The following is a 25,450-nucleotide window of genomic DNA, read 5'->3' on the forward strand; positions in this document are numbered from 1 at the left end:
GTAGCTTCGGGAGAATGAACACGGTGACCGAGGAAAAGACGCGTCCGGTCGTGGACTGGTCGCTCGCCGCGGCGACGGGTGCGTTCCTCGTGCGGGGCGGCCCGGCGGTGTCACGCGAGGAGGCGCAGCTGGCGGTCAGCGAGCTGCGGGAGCTCACCGTGAACGCCGAGGCGCATGTCCGGGAGCTGACCGGGCTCGGTGCGGGGCTGCCACTCCTTCCCGGCGAGGTCGTCGACCGGCCGGGTTGGGTGCGTGCCGCCGCCGCGGGCCTGGATTCCTTGACCAGCAACGCTTTGCGCGCGCTCCCGTCGAATCCGCTCGCGCCCGTGCTCGCCGGCGGCGCCGGGGTGCAGACCGGGGTGGTGCTGGCGGTTCTCGCGTCCCGCGTGCTCGGCCAGTACGACCCGTTCGGCGGGGCCGGCGGCCGCCTGCTCCTGGTGGCGCCCAACGTCGTCACCGCGCAGCACACGATGCAGGTGCCGGGCCGGGACTTCCGGCTGTGGGTCTGCCTGCACGAGTGCACACACCGCCTGCAGTTCACCGCGGTGCCCTGGTTGCGCGACTACTTCGCCGACGAGGTCGAGCGCCTCGTCAGCGGGCTCGCCACCGAGGACGACGGGGTCGCCGATTTCGTCAGCCGGCTGCCCACGGCCTTGCGGGAAGCCAAGCGCGCCAAGGCGGACGGCAGTGTGGTGGCGCTGAGCCAGCTGCTGCGCTCACCGCAGCAGCGCGCGGTGTTCGACAAACTCCTTGCCCTGTCGACGTTGCTGGAGGGGCACGCCGACTACGTGATGGACGCGGTCGGTCCCGGCGTGGTGCCCGCGGTCGAGCAGATCCGCGCCCGCTTCACCGCCCGGCGCAACGGCGGCGGCCTGCTGGACCGGCTGCTGCGCACCCTGCTCGGGATCGACGCCAAGATCCGCCAGTACGCACAGGGCGCGGCGTTCACCCGGCATGTCGTCGACCGCGTCGGCATGACCGGTTTCAACGCCGTGTGGACCTCGCCGAACACGCTGCCCAGCCGCGCCGAGATCGCCGACCCGGCGGCATGGGTGCGGCGTGTGCACGGCTGACGACCTGATCCCGGTCCGCCTTGCGGTGCGGCGGTTTCTGGCCGCGCACGCCGAGGCGGACTTCGACGTCGCGGTGTCTGGTGGCGCCGATTCCCTCGCCCTCGCCGAGGCATCCGCGCACGAGGGACACAAGCTCGGCCTGCGGGTGCGCGCGCTGGTCGTCGACCACGGTCTGCAGGACGGCTCCGCCGAAATCGCCGAGGCGGCCGCCGCCACGGCGCGCACGCTCGGCGTCGACGAGGCTGAGGTGCTAACCGTCGAAGTCGGCGGGTCAGGCGGGATCGAAGCGGCCGCGCGGCGGGCCCGCTACGCGGCCCTGTCCGGCAAGGGCCGTGGCCTCGTGCTGCTCGGGCACACCCGGGACGATCAGGCGGAGACAGTGTTGCTCGGCCTCGGCCGGGGCTCCGGGCCGCGCTCGATCGCCGGCATGAAACCGCTCGATCCGCCGTGGGGACGCCCGCTGCTGGACGTGCCACGGTCGGCCACTGTCGCCGCCTGCGCGGCGCTGGGTGTCCGGCCGTGGCAGGACCCGTTCAACGCCGACCCGCGGTTCACCCGCGTCCGGTTGCGCACGGAAGTGTTGCCACTGCTGGAAGACGTCCTTGCCGGCGGCGTCGCGTCGGCGCTCGCCCGCACCGCGGCACAGGTGCGCGAGGACCTGGAGACCCTGGACGCGCTCGCCGAAGAATTCACCCACGAGGGCGAGACCCTGGACGCGAAGGCACTCGAAGACGTCCCGCCCGCGCTGCGCCGGCGAGTGCTCCGGCGCTGGTTACTGGACCGCGGCGGGTGTGATCTTTCCGACTCGCACCTGCGTTCTGTCGACGCGTTGATCGGCGAATGGCGTGGTCAGGGTGGTGTGTGGCTGCCGGGCGGCTTGGTGGTGGCGCGGACACATGGCACCCTGAGCATGAATCGTCGCGAAGCAGCCAGAGGGGAATGACCCGTGTACGAAGGCGAGATCGCCTCCGTGCTCGTCACCGAGCAGCAGATCCAGGACAAGGTCACCGAACTCGCCAAGCAGATCGCGGCGGACTACACCAGGGACGGCAACACCAGCGATCTCCTGCTCGTCGGCGTGCTCAAGGGCGCGGTGATGTTCATGACCGACTTCGCCCGCGCGCTGCCGATCCCGGCGCAGCTGGAGTTCATGGCGGTGTCCTCCTACGGGTCCTCGACCTCGTCGTCGGGCGTGGTGCGGATCCTCAAGGACCTCGACCGGGACATCGCGGGCCGGCACGTCCTGATCGTCGAGGACATCGTGGACTCCGGGCTGACGCTGTCCTGGCTGCTGAAGAACCTCGCGAGCCGCAACCCGGCGTCGCTCGACGTCTGCTCGCTGCTGCGCAAGCCGGAAGCGGTCAAGGTCGACGTGCCGGTGAAGTACGTCGGCTTCGACATCCCGAACGAGTTCGTCGTCGGCTACGGCCTCGACTACGCGGAGCGTTACCGCGATCTCCCCTACATCGGCACCCTCGACCCCAAGGTCTACAGCGCCTGAGTAACAGACGGTGAACGGCGGCGCACGCTTGCGAGAATCCGGAACCTGACAGCGGGGAAAGCCGTCATACTCCTTGTCCGAGTGCGTTAGCCTATGCGAACAGGGGTAGCCGGGCGGCCACTCCCGGCATCGACTTTGGGGCAGGAGAGAACCGATGGGGAACAGCTACGCGGATGCCGCGGCGTTTCGCAACGCGGCGGTCAACGGTCAGCTGGGAGTGGACCCGGACGCCGCGCAGAACGTGCTGAAGAAGATCCGCGCCGGCAAGGACTCGGTCGAGAACCTCCTGCGCGGCGCCGGTGCGCTCGCGGAGCCCCCGAAGCTGGGCGCGAACCCCGTCGGTGACGCCATCGCTGCCAAGTTCGCCCAGCGCGCGGACGGCGGCGGCGACTCCTACACCACCGCGCTGCAGAATCTCTACAGCCAGTACGAGCAGGCCGAGCAGGGCGTCGTCGAGGCGATGCGCCACTACCAGCAGATCGACCAGGCTGCCGCGGACGCGCTGTCCGGCGGGCAGGCGTGAATCCGGGGGCGAGCAGCATGACCGGCAGCGACAACCAGTACGGCGGCGGCACGCCGACCAGTTCCGTGCCTCTCGGCGACAACAGCCAGAGCGCGGCGATCGTCCAGCAGGCGCGCAGCAGCGCGGGCGGGTTCGACTACGGCTCGGACCGCGCGATCGCCAGCCCGCCCAACTGGGCCTCGCAGGAGAGCGACCAGCTGTACCAGGGCGCCACCCAGAACAACGATCCGGCGACGGCCGAGGCCACCGGGCACACCTGGAAGTCGCACGGCGACGAGCTGCACCAGGCGGCCAACGACCTGTACAACGCGATCACCGAGCTCGGCGCGGTCTGGATCGGCCAGGGTGCCGGTGGCGCGCAGGGCGCGCTGGTCGGCATCGCCAACTCGAGCCAGCAGGCCGGCGACGCCGCGCACACCATGTCGAGCCGGATGGCGCAGCAGGCCTCGGCCGCCGCCGAGGTCAAGAAGATGCCGGCGCCCAAGGAGTTCGACCCGGCGAAGCAGACCGCGGCGATGCTGGCGGGTGGCCCCGCCGCGATGGTCGCCGACATGAAGCAGCAGGCCGACGAGGCCAAGTCGGTGCACGAGCAGCAGGTCCAGTACTTCAACGCCTACACCCAGGCGATGTCGGAGGTGGACGACTCGACGCCGAGCTTCGGCCCGGAGTCCCTCGGCCTCCCGCCGCAGGGTTCGATCGCCGGCACCACGAAGGCGTCCTCGGTCGGTGCGGCGGGCGCGATCCCCGGTGCCTACGGTGCCGGCTCGCTCGGCCCGATGACTGGCATGCAGGTCGGCGGCGGCGACTTCGCCGGACACGCTTCGGCTTTCGGCGGCCACATCGGTGACGCCGCGCAGTTCGCCGGTGCCGGTGCGGCCGGCGGTCCCGGTGCCCAGATTCCCGGAACGCCCGGCGCGCCGGGTGCCCCAGGCACTCCGGGCACCCCCGCGGGCCCGAGTGTGGTCTCCGGCGCGGGCGTGTCCCCGGCCGCGCACGCGACGCCGGTGCCGACCAGCGGCGGAGGCGGCGGTGCGGCGCTCGGCGTCGGGCTCGGCCTGGCCGGTGCCGGGCTCGGCGCGGCCGCGGGCAAGGCGGTCCTGGGCCGTGGCAACAAGAGCGGCGCCAAGGAGAACCCGGACGAGACGGCCGCGGCGAGCACCGACCAGGCGCAGCAGCAGGGCAACAGCGCGGCCGGGAACATGCCGCAGCAGCCGGTGATGTCGCCCAACGGCACGATCGGCGGCACCACCACCCCGCCGCCCGCCGGTATGGGCGGCGGCATGGGCGGGATGGGTGCGGGCGGCGCTCAAGGCCAGGAGGACGAGGAGCACAGCCGCGCTTCGTACCTCGTCGAGGCCGACCCGGACGCGGCGTTCGGCGCCAACGTGGCGACCGCGCCGCCGGTCATCGGTGCCTGGACCGAGGAAGAGGACGAATAGTGACGCGTGCGGAGCTGCTGACTCCGCTGGAGCTGGACTTCCTGTGGGAGTCGTTCGGGGGCGGCGAACTGCCGTACCCGCTGGAGCTCCGGTCACACGGGGCGACCCTGGATGAACGCGCGCACCTGCGCCGGCAGGCGATGGCCGAGCTGGCCCGCCGTGGTGTCGCGGACGGCCGGGGACGCCCCGAGCCGCATGTCGAGAACTTCTTCGAGGTGCTCGCCGGTTCGGAGGTGAGCCTCGACTCGGTGCACCTGTCGGCGCCGAACACGCCGCCGCTGCTCGCGGTGGCCGCCTCGCTCGGTGGCCAGGGCGTGCTCGCGGTGCGGGACGAGCGGGGCTATCACCTGCATCCGGCCCCGGCCGACGGCCTGGCGTCGGCGATCATCTCGCTGCTGCCGGGCGCGGCTCGCGGTGCGGAGAAGTCGATCACGGTGCCGCTGGCGCAGCTGCTCACCGGCACCGGCGCGGATTTCCTGCAGCGGCGGGTGGCGGACGCCACCGGACGGGTCAGCGCGGACGAGGACCGCAAGGCACTCGCCCGGTTGCAGGCGCAGCCGCGGCTGCGTGGCGGGCAGATCGGCGCGAACGCCCGCGGGCGGCTCGCCGGCAAGGTCCGGATGCCGGTGCTGAGCTGGTTCGACACCGAGTCGGGCCGCTACTTCACCCAGGCCAGCAGCGGTCACGACGGCCGTGACTGGATCACGATCGCGCCCGCCGACGCGGCTTCCCTGCGTCAACGGCTCAATGAGATGCTCACCGGTGCCGCCAGCACGACAGCACAGCCAGGCGTGGCACCGGGAGGGGCATGGTGACGACCGCCGGAGCGGAGTTCTTCACCCCGTTGACGTTCGACTTCCTGTGGGAGTCCGCCGGTCTCGGCGAACTGCCGTACCCGCTGCGGGTGCGTTCGCACGGCGTGACCATGGACGAGCGCGCGATGCTGCGCCGGCGGGCGGACAACGAGCTGCAGGCGCGGGGCCTGCGTGACCACTTCGGCCGGCTCGAACCGTGGGTCGAGGAGTGGTTCGGCGTGCTGGCCCGGCCGACGCTGAGCATCGACGCGCTGCACATCCCCGACTTCCAGGCGCCGCCGGTCGGAATTCTCGCCGCGTCCGACGGCCGGATCGGCGTGATCGCCACCCAGACCGCCGACGGCGTCTGGCTGCGCCCGACCTTCGCGGAGGGCCTCGCCTCGACCGTCGTCGAATTGCTGCCGCAGGGCAACCGCGGCACCGAGGCCTCCATCACGCTGCCCGTCGACGAGGCGCTGGGCATCCCGCCGGCCAGGGTCCCGGTGACACCCGACGGCGAGGCGGCGCCGACCACCAAGGGCGCCGCCAGGTCTCGCCGCCGGACCTCGCTGAGCGACCAGGTCGCCGACCCGCGCGAGTCCTACGCCCGGCTCGCCGGCCAGCCGCGGTTGCGCGGCGGTCAGCTCGCAGCGAACAGCCGCAACGAGGTGAACGGCCGCCGCCGCTCGCCGGTGCTGGCCTGGTTCGACACCAAGACCGGCCGCTACCTCAGCCTTTCCCGGGCCGGCGGCGATGGGCGGGAGTGGGTGACGGTCGCTCCGGCCGACGCGAAGACCCTCCGCACGAGGCTGTCGGAGATGGTCGCGAGCGTCGCGTCCTGATCGGCGGGGAACCCTCCGGGCCGACCGGCCGTTGAGCTGCCGGAGGCTCAGGCGGGTGTCCAGCTCGACCGGACTGTACCCTGGTTGAACGGGTGTCCCCCGCGCACCGATAGTCGTTGTGTACACCGTGACGGCGGATGTCAGCATCTACCGCCTTACCAGGGAGGGTCAAGGCCAGCACGGCCGAGGCATATGGACCGGAAGCGCCTGCTCAGGAACCCACTTGTGTGGATTGTCGCGGTTCTGCTGCTGTACTTCGCGTTCAGCTCCATCTTCGACAGCAATCGCGGCTACACCCCGGTTCCCACTTCACAAGCGATCTCGCAGATCACCGCGAACAATGTGAAGGAAGCGAACCTTCAGGACAAGGAGCAGCAGCTCAAGCTGTCGCTCAACAACAAGATCGACGTCGACGGCCAGCAGGTCGACCAGATCATCACGTCGTACCCGTCCGGCGCGACCGATACGATCTACAACCAGCTGATCGGCGCGAAGAACGTCAAGTTCGCCACCACGGTCAGCCAGCAGTCGTGGATCTCGCAGCTGCTGATCTACCTGATCCCGCTGGGCCTGCTGCTCCTGCTGCTGATGTGGATGATGAACAACGCGCAGGGCGGCGGCAACCGCGTGCTCAACTTCGGCAAGTCCAAGGCGAAACAGCTGAACAAGGACATGCCCAAGACGACGTTCGGCGATGTCGCGGGTGCCGACGAGGCGGTCGAAGAGCTCTACGAGATCAAGGACTTCCTGCAGAACCCGTCCCGATACCAGGCGCTGGGCGCGAAGATCCCGAAGGGCGTGCTGCTCTACGGCCCGCCCGGTACCGGTAAGACGCTGCTCGCGCGGGCCGTCGCCGGTGAGGCCGGGGTGCCGTTCTACACGATCTCCGGTTCCGACTTCGTCGAGATGTTCGTCGGTGTCGGCGCCTCCCGTGTGCGTGACCTGTTCGAGCAGGCCAAGCAGAACTCGCCGTGCATCATCTTCGTCGACGAGATCGACGCGGTCGGCCGCCAGCGTGGTGCCGGTCTCGGCGGTGGGCACGACGAGCGCGAGCAGACGCTGAACCAGCTGCTGGTCGAGATGGACGGGTTCGACGCGCGCGGCGGCATCATCCTGATCGCGGCCACCAACCGGCCCGACATCCTGGACCCGGCGCTGCTGCGGCCCGGCCGGTTCGACCGGCAGATCCCGGTGTCGGCGCCCGACCTGAGTGGCCGGCGCGCGATCCTCGAGGTGCATTCCAAGGGCAAGCCGTTCGCGCAGGGCGTCGACCTGCAGGCGCTGGCCAAGCGCACCGTCGGCATGTCCGGTGCGGACCTGGCGAACGTGATCAACGAGGCGGCGCTGCTGACGGCCCGGCAGAACGGGCACGTGATCACCGACACCGCGCTCGAAGAATCGGTGGACCGCGTGATCGGCGGGCCGGCGCGCAAGAGCCGGATCATCTCCGAGAAGGAGAAGAAGATCACGGCCTACCACGAGGGCGGGCACGCGCTCGCCGCGTGGGCGATGCCGGACCTGGAGCCGGTGTACAAGCTGACGATCCTGCCGCGTGGCCGCACCGGCGGGCACGCGCTGGTCGTGCCCGAGGACGACAAGCAGTTGATGACCCGCTCGGAGATGATCGCCCGGCTGGTGTTCGCCCTCGGTGGGCGCACGGCCGAGGAACTGGTCTTCCACGAGCCGACCACCGGCGCGTCGTCCGATATCGAGCAGGCCACCAAGATCGCTCGCGCCATGGTCACCGAGTACGGCATGAGCGCCCGGCTGGGTGCGGTGAAGTACGGGCAGGAGCAGGGCGACCCGTTCCTGGGCCGGTCCGCGGGCCGGCAGCCGGACTACTCGCTCGAAGTGGCGCACGAGATCGACGAAGAGGTGCGCAAGCTCATCGAGACCGCGCACACCGAGGCGTACGAGGTGCTCAACACCTACCGCGACGTGCTCGACGATCTCGTCGTGGAGCTGCTGGAGAAGGAGACCTTGCAGCGCAAGGATCTCGCGCGGATCTTCGCGACCGTGGAGAAGCGCCCGCACATCACCGTGTTCAACGAGTTCGGTGAGCGCACGCCGTCGGACAAGCCGCCGGTGAAGACCCCGGGCGAGCTGGCGATGGAGCGCGGCGAGCCGTGGCCGCCGCCGCAGGAGGAGAAGGCCCCGCGTCCGGCGCCGGCGCCCGTCGGCAGCGTGTCGGGTGGAGCGGACCTTCCCGTGGCCCCGCCGCCGTACAGCCAGCCCGAACAGCCCGCCAACGCCAACCCGTACGCCCCGCCCGGGGCGCCGAACGGCGGCGGCCGCTACAGCCCGGCGAACGGCAGCAGCCAGTGGCCGCAGCCGTCCGGCGGCCAGGGCGGCCAGGGTGGCCCGCCGAACTACGGTGCCCCTCCGGGGTGGCGGCCGGCGACCGAGCCGACCGGTGGCGGCCAGCAGTGGCGCCCGCCGTCGGACGAATGGCGCAGACAGGGCGAAGAGCAGCGCGGCAAGTGGTTCGGCGAGTCCGGTGAGGGCCAGCACCGCCGCGATCCCGACGAGCAGGATGGTCAACATCGACAGTGAGCTGACCCGCGAACCCGGGCCGGTGTTCGACCAGGCACGTGCCGAGAAAGCCGTGCGTGAGTTGCTGCTGGCCGTCGGCGAGAACCCGGACCGGGAGGGTCTTCAGGACACCCCGGCCCGGGTCGCCCGCGCCTATCAGGAGATGTTCGCGGGCCTGTACACCGATCCCTCGGCGGTGCTGGACCGCACCTTCGACGAGGCGCACGAAGAGATGGTGCTGGTCACCGACATCCCGCTGTACTCGTTCTGCGAGCACCACCTGCTCCCGTTCCACGGCGTCGCGCACGTCGGTTACATCCCGAACGGGCAGGGGAAGGTCACCGGCCTGTCGAAGCTGTCGCGGCTGGTCGACCTGTACGCGAAGCGGCCGCAGGTGCAGGAGCGGCTGACCTCACAGGTCGCGGACGCCCTGGACCGCAAGCTCAAGCCGCGCGGGACGATCGTCGTGATCGAGGCCGAGCATCTGTGCATGTCGATGCGCGGTATCCGCAAGCCGGGTGCCCGCACGATGACCTCAGCGGTGCGCGGGATCTTGCAGTCCTCGGCCACCACGAGGGCCGAGGCGCTGGAGTTGATCAAGGGCCGTCGATGACCGCCGCCCTGCCTTCGCCGGGGCGGTGTGTCGTGATGGGCGTCCTGAACGTCACACCCGACTCGTTCTCCGATGGTGGCCGGTACCTCGACGCCGGCGCGGCGCTCGCCCACGCGCACGAGATGTGGGCGCGTGGCGCGGACATCATCGACGTCGGCGGTGAGTCGACCCGGCCGGGCGCGGCGCGCGTGGACGCGCAGACCGAGATCGACCGGGTGCTGCCGGTCATCCGCGTGCTCGCCCAGGACGGCTTGCGGCTCTCCGTCGACACGACGCGCGCCGCGGTCGCCGAAGCGGCGCTCGACGCGGGCGCGCGGATCATCAACGACGTCTCCGGCGGACTGGCCGACCCGAACATGGCGAAGGTCGCGGCGGCCACCGAGGCGCCGTGGATCCTGATGCACTGGCGCGGGCACAGCAAGGACATGAACAGCCTCGCCGAGTACGGCGACGTGGTCGCCGACGTGCGCGCCGAGTTGAGCGCGCGAGTGGACGCCGCGCTGGCCGCCGGGGTCGCGCCCGAGCGCATCGTGGTCGACCCCGGGCTCGGGTTCGCCAAGCACGCGCCGCACGACTGGGCCTTGCTGCACCACCTGAAGTCCTTTGTGGACATGGGCTACCCGGTGCTGGTCGGCGCCTCGCGAAAGCGCTTTCTCGGTCGCCTGCTCGCCGACGAGCACGACAAGCCGCGGCCGCCGTCCGGCCGGGAAGACGCGACCGCAGCCATCTCCGCGCTCGCCGCCGCGGCCGGGGCGTGGGGTGTCCGCGTGCACACCGTCGGCGCCTCCCTCGACGCCGTCACCGTCGCGTCCGCCTGGCGGCGCGGGCATGAGTGACCGCATCACGCTGACCGGGCTGCGCGTGTTCGGCCGGCACGGTGTCTTCGAGCACGAGAAGCGCGACGGGCAGGAGTTCGTCGTGGACATCATGGTGTGGCTCGACCTGACGGCAGCGGCGAAGACCGACGACCTGGCCCAAACGCTGCACTACGGCGAACTGGCCGAGCTTGCCGCTGGCATCGTCGGCGGCGAGCCGTACGACCTGATCGAGAGCGTCGCCGGGAAGATCGCCGACGAGGTCATGGAAGACGAGCGTCTGCAGGCCGTCGAGGTCACCGTGCACAAGCCGTCGGCGCCGATCCCGCTGACGTTCGATGACGTGGCCGTGACCGTGCGGCGGCAGCGGTGAGCCGCGCGGTCCTGTCGCTGGGCTCGAACCTCGGCGACCGGCTCGGTTATCTGCGATCGGTGGTGACCGGCCTCGGTGACGCGCTCGTCGCAGTGTCCACTGTGTACGAAACGAAACCGTGGGGTGTCGAGGACCAGCCGGATTTCCTCAACGCCGTATGCATCGTGGACGATCCCGCGCGCGACCACTGGGCGTGGCTGCGCACCGGGCAGGCGTTGGAGAAGGCCGCGGGCCGGGTGCGGGAACTGCGCTGGGGCCCGCGCACCCTGGACGTGGACGTGGTCACGGTGGACAGTGTGCGTTCGGACGATTCGGAACTGCTGCTGCCGCACCCGGGCACGCCGGATCGCGCGAGCGTGCTGATCCCGTGGCTGGAAATCGAGCCGGACGCCGTCCTCCCCGGTCACGGTCCGATCCGTGATCTCCTTGCGGCGCTGCCGGAAGCGGACCGGGCGGGTGTGCACCCCCGCCCGGCGCTCACGCTCCGAGTGCCCTGAGTGCGGCGATGGTCCAGTCCAGTGCCGGCTGCCGCCACGGCACCGGCTGCCAGCCGTTCATGACCGCGAGCAGGTACCAGTAGCGAGCGGCCCTGGGATCGCTACTGGACTCGATGCGATCGGCCAGTCCGGCCGCCGATTCCACCTCCGCGACGCGGACGATCTCCTCCGCCAGCGAACGACCTTCCGCCGATGCCGGTTCGCGGCCTGCCTCCAGGTACTCCTGGGCCCGGTTGTTCCACTCGAACCAATGCTCCCGCTGGGCCTGGGTCGGATTCGGATCCCGGCCCGCGTCGCGCTCCGCCGCGTGCTGCTCGCTCATCCCGCGGATGGTCGCGCGGAACGACGGATCCTGGATCAGTTCCGCGAGTTCGACCCACGCCTCCAGCTGTTCCGGCGTCGGATCATCGGGCAGGTTCGGTTTCGCCGAGCGCATCCCGGCCGAGAAGTCCGGGTCCACGTTCAGCCCGCCGAAGACCTCGCTCCAGAACTCCCCCACCCGTCGCCCGACCGCCACCCCCGACGGAAGCGCTTCGCGCTGCTGGTCTATTGGCGTACGCGCTCCTCGTCGGACATCGATGCCAGCTTGTTCATCAGTTTCACTTCCTCCAGCTCGGATTCCCGTTTCACCACCGCGCGCAGCACCGCCCGGCGCAGCCGCAACCGCCGGAGCTGGTCCTCGATCGCCTCGAGATGCCGGGCCGCCAGCTGCGGCACGCTGACCCGCGAGCCGAGCACCTGCGCGACGTCGTCCAGGCCGAGGCCCAGTTCGCGCAGGGTCCTGATCAGCTCGAGCCGGGCCAGCGACCGGGTGTCGTAGAGCCGGTAGCCGCTGGGGGTGCGGTCGGTGGGCGGCAGGAGTCCTTCATCGGAGTAGAACCGGATCGTCTTGACCGGCAGCCCGGTCCGGCGTGCCAGCTCCCCGATGGTGAACGTCCTGCCCACACGGTCCATGCTGATGTCTCCACTGGCTGGAGAGTCAAGTCTCGCACGGTACCGTTGACGGCATGCACTTCACGCGGCCCCGCGAGCTCGTGATCGCCGGGCTGGTCGGCGTCGTGCTGGCCTACCTCGCGTTCAAGTTCGCCTACGGTTCCCTGCCGCGGTTGCCGCGTTATGCCGGCATCACGCTCGTCGTGATCGCCGTGATCGAGACGGTGCTGGCGTTCACCATCCGCTCGCGGATCCGCAGCGGGCGGCTGCTGGGTGCGATCGGCGTCGCGCGCGCGGTCGCGCTGGCGAAGGCTTCATCGGTGCTGGGCGCGCTGATGCTCGGTGTGTGGCTGGGCGCGCTGATTGCCTTGTTCCCCAACGCGGACGAGGTGACCGCGGCCGCGAGTGACGTCCGGAGCGCGATCATCAGCGCGATCAGTGCGGTGGTGCTGATCGCGGCCGCGCTGTGGCTCGAACACTGCTGCCGGACACCAGAACAACGTGATCACGATCCCGAACATCACTCGACCGGTTAACGCGGAGAACCTACCGTTCGAAGTACCGACTAGGTCTCAGACGGATAACTAGAGGGTACGGTGTTCGGCATGACTAGCGTGGGTGACGACTCGCGCGGCCGCCTCCTGGGCCGGCCGTGGTTCGTCGTCGGCTTGGCCCTCGCAGTGGCCGCGACGCTCGCGCTGGTGCTCGCGGACGACATTCGCTACCTGCGGCTGGGTATCGTCGCCGCGCTCTGGGCCGCGCTCGTCGGCGCGTTTCTCGCGGTCCGGTACCGCAAACAGGCCGCCAGCACGGAAGATGCGGTCGCGCAGGCGCAAGAGGTCTACGAGCTGGAACTGGAACGCGAGATCGCCGCCCGGCGCGAGTACGAGCTGGAAGTCGAGAACGACGTCCGCGCCAAGGCACACGCCGACTCGCGCACCGAGCTGGACGCACTGCGGGCCGAGGTCGCCGCGCTGCGGGACAACCTGCAGTCGCTGTTCGGCGGCGGCGAGGTACTGCTCGAACGGTTCGCGCTGACGGCACAGGCGACGCGGATGCGCGCGCTGCGCGAGGAACAGCGGATCGTCGAGTCCGGCAGCGGGCCCACCCCGGCACAGCTGACGGCCGCGCCAGACCGGCATCAGGAGAGACCGTCGGAACTGGTCGACCGTGTCCGGGAAAAACAGCAGGCGCGGCCCGCTGGGCGCCAGGCCGCGCCGGAGCCTCGTCGCCCCGAACGATCCATGGATCTCCCGCCCCGCCGGGTGGCGAAGGGCGAGCCGGTGCGACCGGGGCGCGGCAGTCATGCCGCGGCCAGCGTGTCGAAGGCCGCCGCCGAGGCGCGTGCCCAGCAGACTGCGGTGAACCAGGCGCCAACGGCGGAGCCCAAGCCGCGATTCACCGGCTCGGCCGAAGCCACCCGCCCCGCCTTCAGCCCGTCGGATCGGCGTCGCCGTCCGCCGGAGCCCACGCCCGTTGACGAGCCGACCCAGCTGTCGAAGCCCGTCGACGCCGATTGGACCGCGTCGTGGGAATCCGGGCTGGTCAAGGACAATCCCTCGCCGAACGGCAGTGCGGCGGCGCAGCCTCCGGCCCGGCCGGCCGAGCGGTCGCGCCCGCGGATGACGCCCGTGGCGCCACCGCCTGAGCCGCCCGAACCCCCCAAGCAGCGGTTCGAGACGTCGCGTCCGCGCATGGAGCCGGTGCAGCCGCGCTTCGAAACTTCCCGGCCCCGCATGGAACCCGTACAGCCGCCACGCATGGAGACTTCCCGGCCCCGGATGGAGCCCGTCCAGCCGCCTCAGCCGATGCCGTCGCGCGTGGAGCCGGCCGAGTCGCGGTTCGAGATCTCCCGGCCGCGCCTGGAACCTGTCCAGCCGCCACAGCCCCCGCCGCCTCCGGCGCCGCAGCCGGAGCCGTTCGAGTCGCGGTTCGAGTTGTCCCGGCCGAAGGTCGCGCCCGTGCCGCCGCCCGCGGAAGAGCCGCCGCCACCTGCGAACCCCACGTTGCCGGAGGAGGTCCGCCGGCTCGCGCAGGAAGGCCGCGTCGGCGGGCGTCGCCGCCGGGCCGAGGACGAGTCTCCGGCGGAGCAGTCCGGTGGCGGTCGCCGCCGCCGTCCAGATGGTGAGCCGCCGGCGTGGGAAACGCCTTCGCGCGGGCATGCCACGGGCAGCCACGCCCGGCCCGAGGTCGCCGATGGCCGCCGTGCCGCGCCGGAACCCGAGGACAGCGGCTCGCACACGGCCGGTCGGTCGGTCAGTGACCTGCTCGCGGCACACGGCACCACCGACGCGATCCCGCGCCGCCGCCGGCGAGCCGAGGACTAGCTTCGGCGGCTCTGCGGAGTCACCGTAAAGTGCCGGACTGTGACGACGGCTTCTCGCAGGATCACCGTTCTGCTGCCTGTGCTCGGCCTCATCGTGGTCGCGGTATGCGGGCTGACCCTGCTCGCGCTCGCCACGGTCCGGGTCGGTCCGCTGGGCGTCGTGATCGGCGTGGCCGCGGCCCTCGTGCCGGTCGCGATCGTGGTCGCGGCCGTGCTGTGGATCGACCGCTGGGAGCCGGAACCGGCGAAGCTGCTGATGATCGCGTTCGCGTGGGGCGCCTGTATCGCGGCGATCACCGCGCTGCTCATCAACAGCACCGCGGAGAGCGTCGGGGATCTGTTGCTGGGCATGGGAAACGGCAGCAAGGTGAGCGCGCTGGTCTCCGCGCCGCTGGTCGAGGAAGCCGCCAAGGGCTCGTTCGTCCTGCTCATCCTGCTGCGCCGTCGCGAAGAGTTCGACGGGATCATCGACGGCATCGTCTACGCCGGGATCACCGCCGCGGGCTTCGCGTTCACCGAGAACATCTACTACTTCGGCCGCGCGTTTTCCGACTACGGGTTCGGCAACGGCACCAGTACCGGGGTGATCGCGGCGTTCGTGCTGCGCGGGGTGCTCTCGCCGTTCACCCACCCGCTGTTCACCGCGCTCACCGGGGTCGGCCTCGGCTACGCCGCGCGGACCACCAGCCGCACGGTGCGGATTCTGGCTCCACTGGGCGGTTATCTCGCCGCGGTCCTGCTGCACGCGCTCTGGAACGGGGCTGCCACGCTGGGCGGCGCGAAGACGTTCCTGAACGTGTACTTCCTGGTCATGGTGCCGATCTTCGTCGCGGTCGTGCTGGTGGTGATCCTGCAGCGGCGCCGCGAGCAGCGCACCGTCGAGGCCGCCCTGCCGGGCATGGTGAAGTCACGGTGGATCGCGGCCTCCGAGGTCGATCTGCTGTCCAGTCTCAACGGGCGCCGCGAATGGCGGCGGCAGGCGCGGCGGCAGTCCGGGCGGCGGGCCGCGAAGGCGGTGGCGGCGTACCAGAACAGCGTGACGGAGCTCGCGTTCCTCAAGCGCCGCAATGGCAGCGCCGGCAGTACCGTGAAGGAGGCCGAACTGCTCGATACGCTGCGCGAATCGCGCTCGGAGGCGGTCAGGCTGGCGGGGGAAAATCCCCGGGGCTCCTAGACCGGGTCGGGTGAAGCTGGTCACCAGGACCGGAACAATCGTGCTGGACCGAGCTACTCTCGCGCCGTCGTCCGGTACCCGCGACCGAAGAGCGGGACTGGAACGAAATGAGGAGCTTTTTGCCATGAGCGTCCATCGGGGCACGCCATGACGCGGCCGGCCAGGCTGGCCGTGGGAGTCGTGTCCGCCGGCCGGGTGGGCAGTGTGCTGGGTGCCGCCCTCGCCAGGGCCGGGCACACGGTTGTCGCCGCATCGGGCATTTCCACCGCTTCGCACGAGCGCGCCGAACGGCTGCTGCCCGGCGTTCCCCTGCTGCCACCGGACGAGGTCGTCGCCGCCGCGGATCTGGTGTTGCTCGCCGTTCCCGACGACGCGCTCGCGGATCTGGTCGCCGGACTCGGCGCGACCGGGAACTGGCGGCCGGGTCAGATCGTCATCCACACCTCCGGCGCGCACGGCGTCGACGTGTTGCGGCCCGCGGCCGAGGCCGGGGCGCTGGCGCTCGCGCTGCATCCGGTGATGACGTTCACCGGGCGCGAGGAGGACCTGCAGCGGATGGCGGCGTGCAGTGTCGGCGTCACCGCGGCGAGCGACGACGAGATCGCCTGGAGCGTCGGCGAGGCGCTGACCGTGGAGATGGGCGGCGAGGCCGTCCGGGTGCCGGAGGAGGCGCGGCCGCTCTACCACGCCGCGCTGGCACACGGCTCGAACCACCTCGTCACGCTGGTGGAAGACTGCCTGGAACTACTCGCCCGCGCCGGCATCGCCAACGGCGAGCGGATGCTCGGCCCGCTGCTGTCGGCGGCGCTGGACAACGCGTTGCGCCACGGCGACCGCGCACTGACGGGCCCGGTCGCGCGCGGCGACACGGGCACCGTACGGAAGCATCTGGATGTGCTGGACGCCGAGGCGCCGGACATCCGGCCCTGCTACACCGCGCTCGCCCGGCGGACCGCCGAGCGTGCGTCGGCGGCCGGCCTGCTCGGCAAGGACACCGCCGCCGAGATCACCGAACTCCTCGAAGGAAACGAAAAGCCGTGAACCCGTCCCCGAAGTTCACCCGCGGGCAGCTCAACACGTTCCAGACGCCCGGCGAAATCAACCGGGTCACCGCGGCCCTGCACGCGGTCGGCCGGAAGGTCGCGCTGGTGCCGACGATGGGCGCGCTGCACGCCGGGCACCGCGAGTTGCTGCGCCGTGCCAAGCGGTTGCCCAACACCGTCGTCGGCGCGTCGATCTTCGTGAACCCGTTGCAGTTCGGCCAAGGCGAGGACTTCGAGGCCTACCCGCGCCCACTCGACCGCGATCTCGAAGTGCTGGCCGGGATCGGCGCCGAGCTCGCGTTCGTGCCCAAGGCGGACGACCTGTACGCGGACGGGCACGCGGTCACCGTGCACCCCGGCCCGCTCGGCGACGAGCTGGAAGGCGCGGCGCGGCCAGGACATTTCGCCGGTGTGCTGACCGTCGTGGCGAAGCTGTTCAACATCGTGACGCCGGACTACGCGTTCTTCGGCGAGAAGGACTACCAGCAGCTGGTGCTGGTCAAGCGGATGGTGCGGGACCTGAACATGCCGACGCGGGTGATCGGGGTGCCGACCGTGCGCGAGCACGACGGCCTCGCGCTGTCCTCGCGCAACGTCTACCTGAGCGAGGAGGAACGAGCCGACGCCGGGGTGCTGTCCGCGGCGCTGGCCGCGGGGGCGCACGTCGGCCGGGAGGGCGCCGACGCGGTGCTGTCCCTGGCGAAGCAGACGCTGGCCGCCCGGCCGTCCGTCGCCGTGGACTATCTCGAACTGCGCGGAACCGATCTGGGTCCCGCTCCCGCCGACGGCGAGGCGCGGTTGCTGATCGCCGCCCGCGCCGGCCGCACCCGGCTGATCGACAACGTGCCCGTCCTGCTCGGCGCCGCAGGGGAATGAGAGGGAGTAGCCATGTACCGCACGATGCTCAAGTCCAAGATCCATCGCGCGACCGTCACCCAGGCCGATCTGCACTACGTGGGCTCGGTCACGATCGACGAGACGCTGATGCGGGCGGCGGACCTGCTGCCCGGCGAGCAGGTGTCCATTGTGGACATCACGAACGGCGCCCGGCTGGAGACCTACGTCATCGCGGGCGAGAAGGACAGCGGGGTGATCGGCATCAACGGCGCCGCAGCGCATCTGGTGCACCCCGGTGACCTGGTCATCCTGATCTCCTACGCGCAGATGGACGGGGCCGAAGCGGTGTCGTTCCGGCCGCGGATCGTGTTCGTGGACCGGGAAAACCGGATCAAGCACGACGGCTCCGACCCGGCGTACGCGCCCGAAGGCTCGGGGCTGCTCAGCGGGAGCGTGACGGTCCAGCCGGATGGTGAAAGCGCTTACCCGACAGCGGAAACCGTGGACGCGGCCCGGCTCGACGCCCTCCTGCACACGGAGAGCTAGGTGCTGCTGACGATCGATGTCGGCAACACGAACATCGTGCTCGGGCTGTACGAGGGCACCGAGCTGATCGGTGACTGGCGGATGCGGACCGACGCGCAGATGACCGCCGACGAACTCTCGCTCACCATGCGCGGGCTGCTGGGTTCCCACGCGGACGAGGTCACCGGCATCAGTGCGCTGTCCACCGTGCCCGCGGTGCTGCGCGAACTGCGGGTGATGCTCGGCCGGTACTACGCGCGAGTGCCGAAAGTCGTGGTGGAGCCCGGCGTTCGCACGGGTGTGCCGCTGCTGGTCGACAACCCGCGCGAGGTCGGCGCCGACCGGCTGGTCAACACGCTCGCCGCGCATCACCTGCACAAGACGGCGTGCGTGGTCGTCGACTTCGGCACCTCGACCAACGTCGACGCGATCTCGGCCCGCGGCGAGTTCCTCGGTGGCGCGTTCGCGCCGGGGATCGAGATCTCCGTCGACGCGCTGGCGGCGCGGGCGGCGGCGCTGCGCAAGGTCGAGCTGGTGCCGCCGCGGTCGGTGATCGGCAAGAACACCGTGGAATGCCTGCAGTCCGGCATCCTGTACGGGTTCGCCGGCCAGGTCGACGGCCTGGTCCGGCGAATCGTCAAGGAGCTGTCCGGGGACGGGCCGGTCGCGGTGCTGGCCACCGGCGGCCTCGCCCCGCTGGTGATCAACGAGTCGGACACCATCACCGATCACGTCCCGGACCTGACGCTGCTCGGCCTCCGCCTCGTCTTCGAACGCCAGCACCTGCGCTGACCGCCGCCCCGCTACGTGCGGACGGCGCGCAGGACCGTGGTGATGATCGGCAGGTCGAACTCGCCGTCGGCGGTCTCCGGGGTCCGCGCAAGGAACTCGCGCAGCCGGGTGAGCACCGTCTCGCGCTCCTGCGCGGACGCGGTCAGCAGGTGCGAATGCGTGGCGATCGTGTCGACCAGGGTCTCCGCGGTGCGCCGCTGGACATGCGGGAACTGCCGGCGCTCGAACGGTTCGAAGGCGGGATGCCCGGGCAGTTCCGCGGCCTCCCACAGGAACCGGCGGCTCACGCCCGTTTTGGTCAGCTCGTTGAACTCGGCCACCCAGGGCACCGAGTTGTCGTCGTGGTTCCACAGCGCGACCACGGTGCCGCCCGTGCGGGTGACGCGGGCGATCTCGGTCAGCGCCGGGTCGAGATCGAACCAGTGGAACGCCTGGCCCGCCAGCACGGCGTCGACCGCGCCGTCGCTGAGCGGGATCCGCTCGGCGGTGCCTTCGAATGCGGGCACCTCGGGATGGTGGCGCACGAATTCTGCCCGCATGTCCGGATCGGGCTCGACCGCGGTCACCCGCAGGTCCAGTTCGAGCAGGCCTTCGGTCAGTTTGCCGGTGCCCGCGGCGAGGTCCAGCACTTCGCCTGCCCTTTCGGGCAAGCCCCAGCGGAGGGCGGGCAAGGGGTAATCGGGCCGGTGTTCGGCGTAGGCGCTCGCCCGAGCACCGAACGAGCGGGCGCGCCGGGCGTACAGTTCCTGATCTGCGGGAGTGGGATCGGTCACGCGATCGATACTATTCGCGAGGAACCGTAATCCGGTTGGCTCAGCAACCCACCGGGTTCGTACTCTATGCGTCATGACCGAATCCGCCGCCGCCGAGCGCCCCCAGCCTGACGAAGACCTGCCGGAACAGATGCGGGTTCGCCGGGCCAAGCGCGATCGGATAATCGCCGAAGGCGGCGAACCGTATCCGGTGGAGGTGCCGCGCACCCACACGCTCGCCGAGATCCGGGCGAAGTATCCGGAACTGCCGGCCGATACCCGGACGGGCGAGATCGTCGGCCTGACCGGGCGCGTGCTGTTCATCCGCAATACGGGCAAACTTTGTTTCGCCACTCTGCGCGAAGGCGACGGCACCGAACTGCAGGCGATGATCAGTCTGGCCGGCGTGGGTGAGGGTCGTCTCGCCGACTGGAAAGCGGAGGTGGACCTCGGCGATCACGTTTTCGTACACGGCGAGGTCATCACGTCCAAGCGCGGTGAGCTCTCGGTCATGGCCGACCGCTGGCAGATGACGGCGAAAGCGCTGCGCCCGCTTCCGGTCGCGCACAAGGAACTGGCCGAGGAAACGCGGATCCGGCAGCGATATGTCGACCTGATCCTCCGATCGAAGGCTCGTGATGTGGTGCGCACCCGGGCGGCGGTCAACCGTTCGCTGCGCAATTCCTTCGAGCACCGCGGGTTCACCGAGGTGGAAACGCCGATGCTGCAGACGCTGCACGGCGGCGCGGCCGCTCGGCCATTCGTGACCCACTCCAACGCGTTCGACATCGATCTGTATCTGCGCATCGCGCCGGAGCTCTACCTCAAGCGCTGCGTGGTCGGCGGCATCGAGAAGGTCTTCGAGATCAACCGGAACTTCCGGAACGAGGGCAGCGACTCTTCGCATTCGCCGGAATTCGCCATGCTGGAGTTCTACGAGGCGTATGCGACCTACGACACCAACGCGGTGCTGACCCGCGAGCTGATCCAGGAGGCGGCGCAGTCGGTATTCGGCGGGCTGGAAGTGACACTCGCCGATGGTTCGCCCTATGACCTGTCGGGTGAATGGACGACGCTCACGATGTACGGATCGTTGTCCGAAGCGCTCGGCGAAGAGGTCACTCCGGACACCTCGGCCGAGAAGCTGCGCTCGTTCGCCGAAGCCAGGGGGATCGAGGTGGATCCCGCGCTGGGGCACGGCAAGCTCGTCGAAGAACTGTGGGAACATCTCGTCGGCGATCACCTTCACGCCCCGACATTCGTTCGTGATTTCCCGATCGAGACTTCACCGTTGACCAGGCAGCACCGGAGTGTTCCCGGGGTGGCCGAGAAGTGGGATCTCTACGTGCGGGGTTTCGAGCTGGCCACGGGATACTCGGAGCTGGTCGATCCGGTGATCGAGCGGGAAAGGCTGACCGCGCAGTCCCGTTTGGCCGCCGCCGGGGATAGCGAAGCGATGCGGCTGGACGAAGATTTCCTCCGGGCCCTGGAGTACGGAATGCCGCCATCCGGTGGCGTCGGAATGGGGATCGACCGGTTGCTGATCGCGCTCACCGGGCTCGGTATCCGGGAGACGATCCTGTTCCCGCTGGTACGCCCCGAATAACCGGCCGTCCGCGTGAACACGCGCATTGCAAACTCAAGTTTGCGTTGCGACCTGATTACCTGTATTAATGTCGTAGTCAATGGCTTCTGACCGGGGCTCTCGCCCTACCCAGACATTTGCGCTACTTCAAACAGGAGGAAACTGATGGCACAGAAGGTGCTGGTCTCCCTCGTGGACGACCTCGACGGTTCGGAGGCGGACGAGACCGTCGAGTTCGGTTTGGATGGGATCAACTACCAGATCGACCTCTCCAGCGACAATGCCGAAGAACTGCGGGACGCGCTCGCGCAGTACGTCGAGCACGCGCGCCGCGCCGGTGGCCGTAAGCGTGCCGGTGGCCGCCCGTCGGCGAAACCCGCCGCCAGCTCGGCTTCTGTTGATCGCGAACAGAACCAGGCCATTCGCGCGTGGGCCCGGAAGAACGGCTTTCAGGTTTCCGACCGCGGGCGTATCCCGTCCGAGGTCGTCGAGGCCTACCACAAGAAGAACTGACACGTCTCTGGGTAAGCGCTGAGCGGCCAGGGCCCGCCGGGAACGAATCCCGGCGGGCCCTGTTCGTGTTCCGGGATCATTCGTGAGTTCCTCCGGACCCCGATGCAAGTTGCACGTTGCGGTTCCGGGCAGCGGTTTCGGCAATCCGGCGGGATGGTTTGCCCATTCGGGCAAACCTATTGTTCTCTGTTCAACCGGTCATCCGCGATCGGAAATTCGCGGTGCGGCGGGGAATCGGATCTTGACCGTAGTGGCGTAGGTCACGACGGGCGGCGGAGGCGCGGGCATTCGGCGCATTCCGTCTCATTGGGCAGGAGATAAGAGAAGCAGCAGCTCTCCCGGCGCCGCGTCCAGCCGTCGTCTGCGTCGAAGCGCAGCGCCGAAGCCGAAGTCAGCGGTGGATGGCAGGCGTCGAGTACGAGTGTGGCGTTCGCTACACCCGCGCCCTCGTCGCCGGTCTGCCGGCCGGCCCACCACAGTGAGTTCTCCAGCGCGTCGGTCGCGCCCGCCCAGAGCATGCGGCGCCCGAGCCTGCTGACGGGGGCGTAGGCGTGCACGAACTTCTCCGCGTGCGCGATGTAGCGGGCGCGCAGCATCGCCGTGAGCGCCCGCTCGTCCGCGACGACCGTGGCCTCCGGGTGCCCGGCGGCCGGATCGCCGGGCAGGCAGTAGAAATCGGCCCCGAGTACGGCGATCCCTTCCGGGTGCGGGCGGTCGTCGCCGAGGCGGAAGGCGAGCTCCTCCGGGCGCAGCAGCGGGACCCGCCGCTCGTGGTGCAGCAGCAGGGCCGCGGCGTAGGCGGGCACGTGCAGGTACCACGACATCACGTAACCGGCGGTGGTCCGAGCGGGTGCATCGCCGAAGCGGCCGCACAGCCATTCGGCGAGCCGCTTGCGCCACAGGTCGAAGCGCGCCGGGTCGGCCAGTACGTCCGAACAGCGCTGCCAGTTTTCGTTGCGGGGCAGGTCGGAACGGAACTCCGTGCGCCGCTGCCGCGGGGCGACCCGGCTGATCGAAGCCGCGAGGCCGATGGCGGCGCCGTGTCGCCGCACCGTGTCGATGGCGACCTCCCGCTGCTCCATTCGAGTGTTAGGCGTGCCTTACCTTACACGGGTTTCGGAGGGGTGCCATTCGACGTGTTCGCGGTCAGCGGACAAACGCGATCAGTGGAATCCCTTTCGCCCGCCCCGCGTTGGTCCTTATGTCAGTTACCAGCGAGAACGTACGGGCCGGCACGGGCCGGCGAACTGACTTCTGTGACCTAATCCGACCTAGTGGTAGTCCGGTCTGCGCCGTTGGCTACTACAGTGGACTCACGGTGCTGAATCCATCGCGATGGTGGAGACTCACCGCCGGCGCAGCAGTCGAGGGAGTGGGAATGTTCGAGAGGTTCACCGACCGCGCGAGGCGGGTGGTCGTCCTGGCTCAGGAAGAAGCCAGGATGCTCAACCACAACTACATCGGCACCGAGCACATCCTCCTGGGTTTGATCCACGAGGGTGAGGGTGTCGCCGCCAAGGCGCTCGAATCGTTGGGCATCGCGCTGGAGGGCGTCCGCCAGCAGGTCGAGGAGATCATCGGCCAGGGCCAGCAGGCCCCGAGTGGGCACATCCCCTTCACGCCGCGTGCCAAGAAGGTGCTCGAGCTGTCGTTGCGCGAAGCGCTGCAGCTCGGCCACAACTACATCGGCACCGAGCACATCCTGCTCGGGCTGATCCGCGAGGGCGAAGGCGTGGCCGCGCAGGTACTCGTCAAGCTCGGCGCGGATCTCAACCGTGTCCGCCAGCAGGTACTGCAGCTGCTGTCCGGCTACCAGGGCAAGGAGCCGGCCGAGGCCGGTGCCGGCCGCGGCGAGGGCACCCCGTCGTCTTCGCTGGTGCTCGACCAGTTCGGCCGCAACCTGACCGTCTCCGCCCGCGAGGGCAAGCTCGACCCGGTCATCGGGCGCGGCAAGGAGATCGAGCGGGTCATGCAGGTGCTTTCCCGGCGCACCAAGAACAACCCGGTGCTGATCGGCGAGCCCGGCGTCGGCAAGACCGCCGTCGTCGAGGGCCTGGCGCAGAACATCGTCAAGGGCGAGGTGCCGGAGACGCTGAAGGACAAGCAGCTGTACACGCTCGACCTCGGCTCCCTGGTCGCCGGCTCGCGCTACCGCGGTGACTTCGAAGAGCGGCTGAAGAAGGTGCTCAAGGAGATCAAGACCCGCGGCGACATCATCCTGTTCATCGACGAGCTGCACACGCTCGTCGGCGCGGGTGCCGCCGAGGGCGCGATCGACGCGGCGTCGATCCTCAAGCCGATGCTCGCCCGCGGTGAGCTGCAGACGATCGGTGCCACCACGCTCGAGGAGTACCGCAAGTACATCGAGAAGGACGCCGCGCTGGAGCGCCGCTTCCAGCCGATCCAGGTCGGCGAGCCGTCGCTCGAGCACACCATCGAGATCCTCAAGGGCCTGCGCGACCGCTACGAGGCGCACCACCGGGTGTCGATCACCGACTCCGCGCTGGTCGCCGCGGCCACCCTGGCCGACCGGTACATCAACGACCGGTTCCTGCCGGACAAGGCGATCGACCTGATCGACGAGGCCGGTGCCCGGATGCGTATCCGTCGCATGACGGCGCCGCCGGACCTGCGCGAGTTCGACGAGAAGATCGCCGCCGTCCGCCGGGACAAGGAGTCCGCGATAGACGCGCAGGATTTTGAGCGCGCTGCCCGGTTGCGTGATGAGGAGAAGACCCTGCTGGGCCACAAGTCCGAGCGGGAGAAGCAGTGGAAGGACGGTGACCTGGACGTCGTCGCCGAGGTCGACGACGAGCAGATCGCCGAAGTCCTGGCCAACTGGACCGGTATCCCGGTGTTCAAGCTCACCGAGGAGGAGACCACGCGTCTGCTCCGCATGGAGGACGAGCTGCACAAGCGGATCATCGGCCAGGAGGACGCCGTCAAGGCGGTCTCGCAGGCCATCCGCCGCACCCGTGCCGGCCTGAAGGACCCGAAGCGCCCGTCCGGCTCGTTCATCTTCGCCGGCCCGTCCGGTGTCGGTAAGACCGAGCTGTCCAAGGCGCTCGCGGCGTTCCTGTTCGGCGAGGACGACGCGCTCATCCAGATCGACATGGGCGAGTTCCACGACCGGTACACCGCCTCGCGGCTCTTCGGTGCCCCTCCCGGGTACGTGGGTTACGAGGAGGGCGGCCAGCTCACCGAAAAGGTGCGGCGCAAGCCGTTCTCGGTGGTGCTGTTCGACGAGATCGAGAAGGCGCACCAGGAGATCTACAACACGCTGCTGCAGGTGTTGGAGGACGGGCGCCTCACCGACGGTCAGGGCCGCACGGTCGACTTCAAGAACACGGTGCTCATCTTCACCTCGAACCTGGGTACGCAGGACATCTCCAAGTCCGTGTCCCTCGGCTTCTCCTCGGGCAACGAGGGCGAAGCCAAGTACGACAAGATGAAGCAAAAAGTCAACGAGGAGATGAAGAAGCACTTCCGGCCGGAGTTCCTCAACCGGATCGACGACATCATCGTGTTCCACCAGCTCACCCGTGAGCAGATCATCCAGATGGTGGACCTGATGGTGACCCGGGTGGAGACCCAGTTGAAGGCCAAGGACATGGCTCTCGAGCTGACCGAGAAGGCGAAGGCGCTGCTCGCGAAGCGCGGCTTCGACCCGGTGCTCGGTGCCCGTCCGCTGCGCCGGACCATCCAGCGGGAGATCGAGGACCAGCTGTCCGAGAAGATCCTGTTCGGCGAGGTGCAGCCGGGTCAGATCATCATCGTCGACGTCGAGGGCTGGAGCGGTAACCCCGAGGACAAGGACGACCAGGCGCACTTCACCTTCCGCGGCGAGCCCAAGCCGCTCGAGGTGCCGGACGCCCCGCCCGTGTCGATCGGCGCCGCGAACGACCGCCGCGGCGAGGCCGAGGCCGAGTAGTTTTTCCGAGAAACGAAGCGCCCCCAGGGACTCCCTG

23 protein-coding genes and 2 pseudogenes are annotated in these 25,450 nt (G+C 69.8%); 22 read left to right on the forward strand and 3 right to left on the reverse strand.

Features of this window, described 5'->3' with window-relative positions; genetic code table 11:
* The first annotated feature begins 14 nt into the window (after nucleotides 1-14).
* The 12 genes from LOZ83_RS35945 (at nucleotide 15) to folK (ending at nucleotide 11,002) form a co-directional block, all read left to right on the forward strand.
* Entirely contained in the window at nucleotides 15-1,073 is a 1,059-nt protein-coding gene (locus LOZ83_RS35945) for a zinc-dependent metalloprotease (RefSeq protein ID WP_236796336.1), read from the forward strand.
* A complete protein-coding gene (tilS, locus tag LOZ83_RS35950; RefSeq protein WP_236796337.1) occupies nucleotides 1,060-2,016 on the forward strand; it encodes a tRNA lysidine(34) synthetase TilS in 957 nt (318 codons plus the stop codon). Before LOZ83_RS35945 ends, tilS begins: the two co-directional genes overlap by 14 nt.
* Nucleotides 2,017-2,019: 3 nt before the next feature.
* Entirely contained in the window at nucleotides 2,020-2,574 is a 555-nt protein-coding gene (hpt, locus tag LOZ83_RS35955) for a hypoxanthine phosphoribosyltransferase (protein WP_236796338.1), read from the forward strand.
* Nucleotides 2,575-2,728: 154 nt separating this feature from the next.
* The gene (locus LOZ83_RS35960; RefSeq protein WP_236796339.1) at nucleotides 2,729-3,097 is read left to right on the forward strand and encodes a hypothetical protein; all 369 of its coding nucleotides are present in this window, start codon (nucleotides 2,729-2,731) and stop codon (nucleotides 3,095-3,097) included.
* Nucleotides 3,098-3,114: 17 nt separating this feature from the next.
* Nucleotides 3,115-4,536 carry a hypothetical protein gene (locus tag LOZ83_RS35965; protein WP_236796340.1) on the forward strand — a complete coding sequence of 474 codons (1,422 nt, stop codon included), beginning with the start codon at nucleotides 3,115-3,117 and terminating at the stop codon, nucleotides 4,534-4,536.
* Nucleotides 4,536-5,351 (forward strand): ESX secretion-associated protein EspG, encoded by an 816-nt coding sequence (locus tag LOZ83_RS35970; RefSeq protein ID WP_236796341.1) that lies wholly within the window; start codon nucleotides 4,536-4,538, stop codon nucleotides 5,349-5,351. The genes LOZ83_RS35965 and LOZ83_RS35970 overlap by 1 nt, the downstream gene beginning before the upstream one ends.
* Complete coding sequence (locus tag LOZ83_RS35975) at nucleotides 5,348-6,172, forward strand: ESX secretion-associated protein EspG (protein WP_236796342.1); 825 nt, start codon at nucleotides 5,348-5,350, stop codon at nucleotides 6,170-6,172. Before LOZ83_RS35970 ends, LOZ83_RS35975 begins: the two co-directional genes overlap by 4 nt.
* A 192-nt stretch (nucleotides 6,173-6,364) precedes the next feature.
* The gene (ftsH, locus tag LOZ83_RS35980; protein ID WP_236796343.1) at nucleotides 6,365-8,725 is read left to right on the forward strand and encodes an ATP-dependent zinc metalloprotease FtsH; all 2,361 of its coding nucleotides are present in this window, start codon (nucleotides 6,365-6,367) and stop codon (nucleotides 8,723-8,725) included.
* The gene (folE, locus tag LOZ83_RS35985) at nucleotides 8,706-9,317 is read left to right on the forward strand and encodes a GTP cyclohydrolase I FolE (RefSeq protein WP_236796344.1); all 612 of its coding nucleotides are present in this window, start codon (nucleotides 8,706-8,708) and stop codon (nucleotides 9,315-9,317) included. The genes ftsH and folE overlap by 20 nt, the downstream gene beginning before the upstream one ends.
* A complete protein-coding gene (folP, locus tag LOZ83_RS35990) occupies nucleotides 9,314-10,153 on the forward strand; it encodes a dihydropteroate synthase (protein WP_236796345.1) in 840 nt (279 codons plus the stop codon). The genes folE and folP overlap by 4 nt, the downstream gene beginning before the upstream one ends.
* On the forward strand, nucleotides 10,146-10,505 hold the full coding sequence (gene folB, locus LOZ83_RS35995; protein ID WP_236796346.1) for a dihydroneopterin aldolase: 360 nt from the start codon (nucleotides 10,146-10,148) through the stop codon (nucleotides 10,503-10,505). The genes folP and folB overlap by 8 nt, the downstream gene beginning before the upstream one ends.
* Nucleotides 10,502-11,002: a 2-amino-4-hydroxy-6-hydroxymethyldihydropteridine diphosphokinase gene (gene folK, locus LOZ83_RS36000; RefSeq protein WP_236796347.1), complete on the forward strand. Its 501-nt coding sequence runs from the start codon at nucleotides 10,502-10,504 to the stop codon at nucleotides 11,000-11,002. The genes folB and folK overlap by 4 nt, the downstream gene beginning before the upstream one ends.
* On the opposite strand, the pseudogene LOZ83_RS36005 reads toward folK, so the two are convergent.
* Nucleotides 10,983-11,956 (reverse strand): annotated as a pseudogene (locus LOZ83_RS36005) (MerR family transcriptional regulator). The gene folK and the pseudogene LOZ83_RS36005 sit on opposite strands and share 20 nt — an antisense overlap.
* Nucleotides 11,957-12,009: 53 nt before the next feature.
* Here LOZ83_RS36005 and LOZ83_RS36010 point away from each other — a divergent pair.
* The 7 genes and pseudogenes from LOZ83_RS36010 to LOZ83_RS36040 all read left to right on the forward strand — a co-directional run bounded on the left by LOZ83_RS36010 (nucleotide 12,010) and on the right by LOZ83_RS36040 (nucleotide 18,632).
* The gene (locus LOZ83_RS36010; protein WP_236796348.1) at nucleotides 12,010-12,471 is read left to right on the forward strand and encodes a DUF3180 domain-containing protein; all 462 of its coding nucleotides are present in this window, start codon (nucleotides 12,010-12,012) and stop codon (nucleotides 12,469-12,471) included.
* A gap of 69 nt (nucleotides 12,472-12,540) precedes the next feature.
* Nucleotides 12,541-14,262, forward strand: a complete 1,722-nt coding sequence (locus tag LOZ83_RS36015; protein ID WP_236796349.1) for a DUF6779 domain-containing protein — start codon at nucleotides 12,541-12,543, stop codon at nucleotides 14,260-14,262.
* A 39-nt stretch (nucleotides 14,263-14,301) separates the two neighbouring features.
* Nucleotides 14,302-15,435, forward strand: coding sequence for a PrsW family intramembrane metalloprotease (locus tag LOZ83_RS36020; protein WP_236796350.1), 1,134 nt, complete (start codon nucleotides 14,302-14,304; stop codon nucleotides 15,433-15,435).
* Nucleotides 15,436-15,573: 138 nt separating this feature from the next.
* Nucleotides 15,574-16,476, forward strand: a pseudogene (locus LOZ83_RS36025) (Rossmann-like and DUF2520 domain-containing protein); the annotation flags it as partial.
* Nucleotides 16,473-17,354, forward strand: a complete 882-nt coding sequence (gene panC / locus LOZ83_RS36030) for a pantoate--beta-alanine ligase (RefSeq protein WP_236796352.1) — start codon at nucleotides 16,473-16,475, stop codon at nucleotides 17,352-17,354. The pseudogene LOZ83_RS36025 and the gene panC, both read left to right, overlap by 4 nt.
* Before the next feature lie 12 nt (nucleotides 17,355-17,366).
* Entirely contained in the window at nucleotides 17,367-17,861 is a 495-nt protein-coding gene (gene panD, locus LOZ83_RS36035) for an aspartate 1-decarboxylase (RefSeq protein ID WP_236796353.1), read from the forward strand.
* A complete protein-coding gene (locus LOZ83_RS36040; protein WP_236796354.1) occupies nucleotides 17,862-18,632 on the forward strand; it encodes a type III pantothenate kinase in 771 nt (256 codons plus the stop codon). It begins immediately after the preceding gene.
* 11 nt (nucleotides 18,633-18,643) lie between these two features.
* Here LOZ83_RS36040 and LOZ83_RS36045 read toward each other — a convergent pair whose 3' ends face one another.
* Nucleotides 18,644-19,405: a class I SAM-dependent methyltransferase gene (locus LOZ83_RS36045; protein ID WP_236796355.1), complete on the reverse strand. Its 762-nt coding sequence runs from the start codon at nucleotides 19,403-19,405 to the stop codon at nucleotides 18,644-18,646.
* Between the two features lie 73 nt (nucleotides 19,406-19,478).
* Here LOZ83_RS36045 and lysS point away from each other — a divergent pair, with 73 nt between their 5' ends.
* Nucleotides 19,479-20,990 (forward strand): lysine--tRNA ligase, encoded by a 1,512-nt coding sequence (lysS, locus tag LOZ83_RS36050; RefSeq protein ID WP_236796356.1) that lies wholly within the window; start codon nucleotides 19,479-19,481, stop codon nucleotides 20,988-20,990.
* Between the two features lie 144 nt (nucleotides 20,991-21,134).
* Nucleotides 21,135-21,482, forward strand: a complete 348-nt coding sequence (locus tag LOZ83_RS36055) for an Lsr2 family protein (protein WP_236796357.1) — start codon at nucleotides 21,135-21,137, stop codon at nucleotides 21,480-21,482.
* A gap of 260 nt (nucleotides 21,483-21,742) precedes the next feature.
* Here the strand turns inward: LOZ83_RS36055 and LOZ83_RS36060 are convergent, their stop codons facing one another.
* On the reverse strand, nucleotides 21,743-22,564 hold the full coding sequence (locus LOZ83_RS36060) for a (2Fe-2S)-binding protein (protein ID WP_236796358.1): 822 nt from the start codon (nucleotides 22,562-22,564) through the stop codon (nucleotides 21,743-21,745).
* 296 nt (nucleotides 22,565-22,860) lie between these two features.
* On the opposite strand from LOZ83_RS36060, the gene LOZ83_RS36065 reads away from it, so the two are divergent.
* On the forward strand, nucleotides 22,861-25,413 hold the full coding sequence (locus LOZ83_RS36065) for an ATP-dependent Clp protease ATP-binding subunit (protein ID WP_236796359.1): 2,553 nt from the start codon (nucleotides 22,861-22,863) through the stop codon (nucleotides 25,411-25,413).
* Nucleotides 25,414-25,450 lie beyond the last annotated feature (37 nt).

It is taken from the genome of Amycolatopsis sp. GM8, assembly GCF_021653975.1.
GTDB lineage: Bacteria > Actinomycetota > Actinomycetes > Mycobacteriales > Pseudonocardiaceae > Amycolatopsis_E.

Excerpts from the sequence above, each read along its gene's own strand:
- LOZ83_RS35945 (WP_236796336.1), top strand. The coding sequence starts at position 15 with ATGAACACGGTGACCGAGGAAAAGACGCGTCCGGTCGTGGACTGGTCG.
- LOZ83_RS35960 (WP_236796339.1), top strand. The coding sequence starts at position 2,729 with ATGGGGAACAGCTACGCGGATGCCGCGGCGTTTCGCAACGCGGCGGTC.
- LOZ83_RS35965 (WP_236796340.1), top strand. The coding sequence starts at position 3,115 with ATGACCGGCAGCGACAACCAGTACGGCGGCGGCACGCCGACCAGTTCC.
- ftsH (WP_236796343.1), top strand. The coding sequence starts at position 6,365 with ATGGACCGGAAGCGCCTGCTCAGGAACCCACTTGTGTGGATTGTCGCG.
- folE (WP_236796344.1), top strand. The coding sequence starts at position 8,706 with ATGGTCAACATCGACAGTGAGCTGACCCGCGAACCCGGGCCGGTGTTC.
- folP (WP_236796345.1), top strand. The coding sequence starts at position 9,314 with ATGACCGCCGCCCTGCCTTCGCCGGGGCGGTGTGTCGTGATGGGCGTC.
- folB (WP_236796346.1), top strand. The coding sequence starts at position 10,146 with ATGAGTGACCGCATCACGCTGACCGGGCTGCGCGTGTTCGGCCGGCAC.
- LOZ83_RS36010 (WP_236796348.1), top strand. The coding sequence starts at position 12,010 with ATGCACTTCACGCGGCCCCGCGAGCTCGTGATCGCCGGGCTGGTCGGC.
- LOZ83_RS36015 (WP_236796349.1), top strand. The coding sequence starts at position 12,541 with ATGACTAGCGTGGGTGACGACTCGCGCGGCCGCCTCCTGGGCCGGCCG.
- panD (WP_236796353.1), top strand. The coding sequence starts at position 17,367 with ATGTACCGCACGATGCTCAAGTCCAAGATCCATCGCGCGACCGTCACC.
- lysS (WP_236796356.1), top strand. The coding sequence starts at position 19,479 with ATGACCGAATCCGCCGCCGCCGAGCGCCCCCAGCCTGACGAAGACCTG.
- LOZ83_RS36055 (WP_236796357.1), top strand. The coding sequence starts at position 21,135 with ATGGCACAGAAGGTGCTGGTCTCCCTCGTGGACGACCTCGACGGTTCG.
- LOZ83_RS36060 (WP_236796358.1), bottom strand. The coding sequence starts at position 22,564 with ATGGAGCAGCGGGAGGTCGCCATCGACACGGTGCGGCGACACGGCGCC.
- LOZ83_RS36065 (WP_236796359.1), top strand. The coding sequence starts at position 22,861 with ATGTTCGAGAGGTTCACCGACCGCGCGAGGCGGGTGGTCGTCCTGGCT.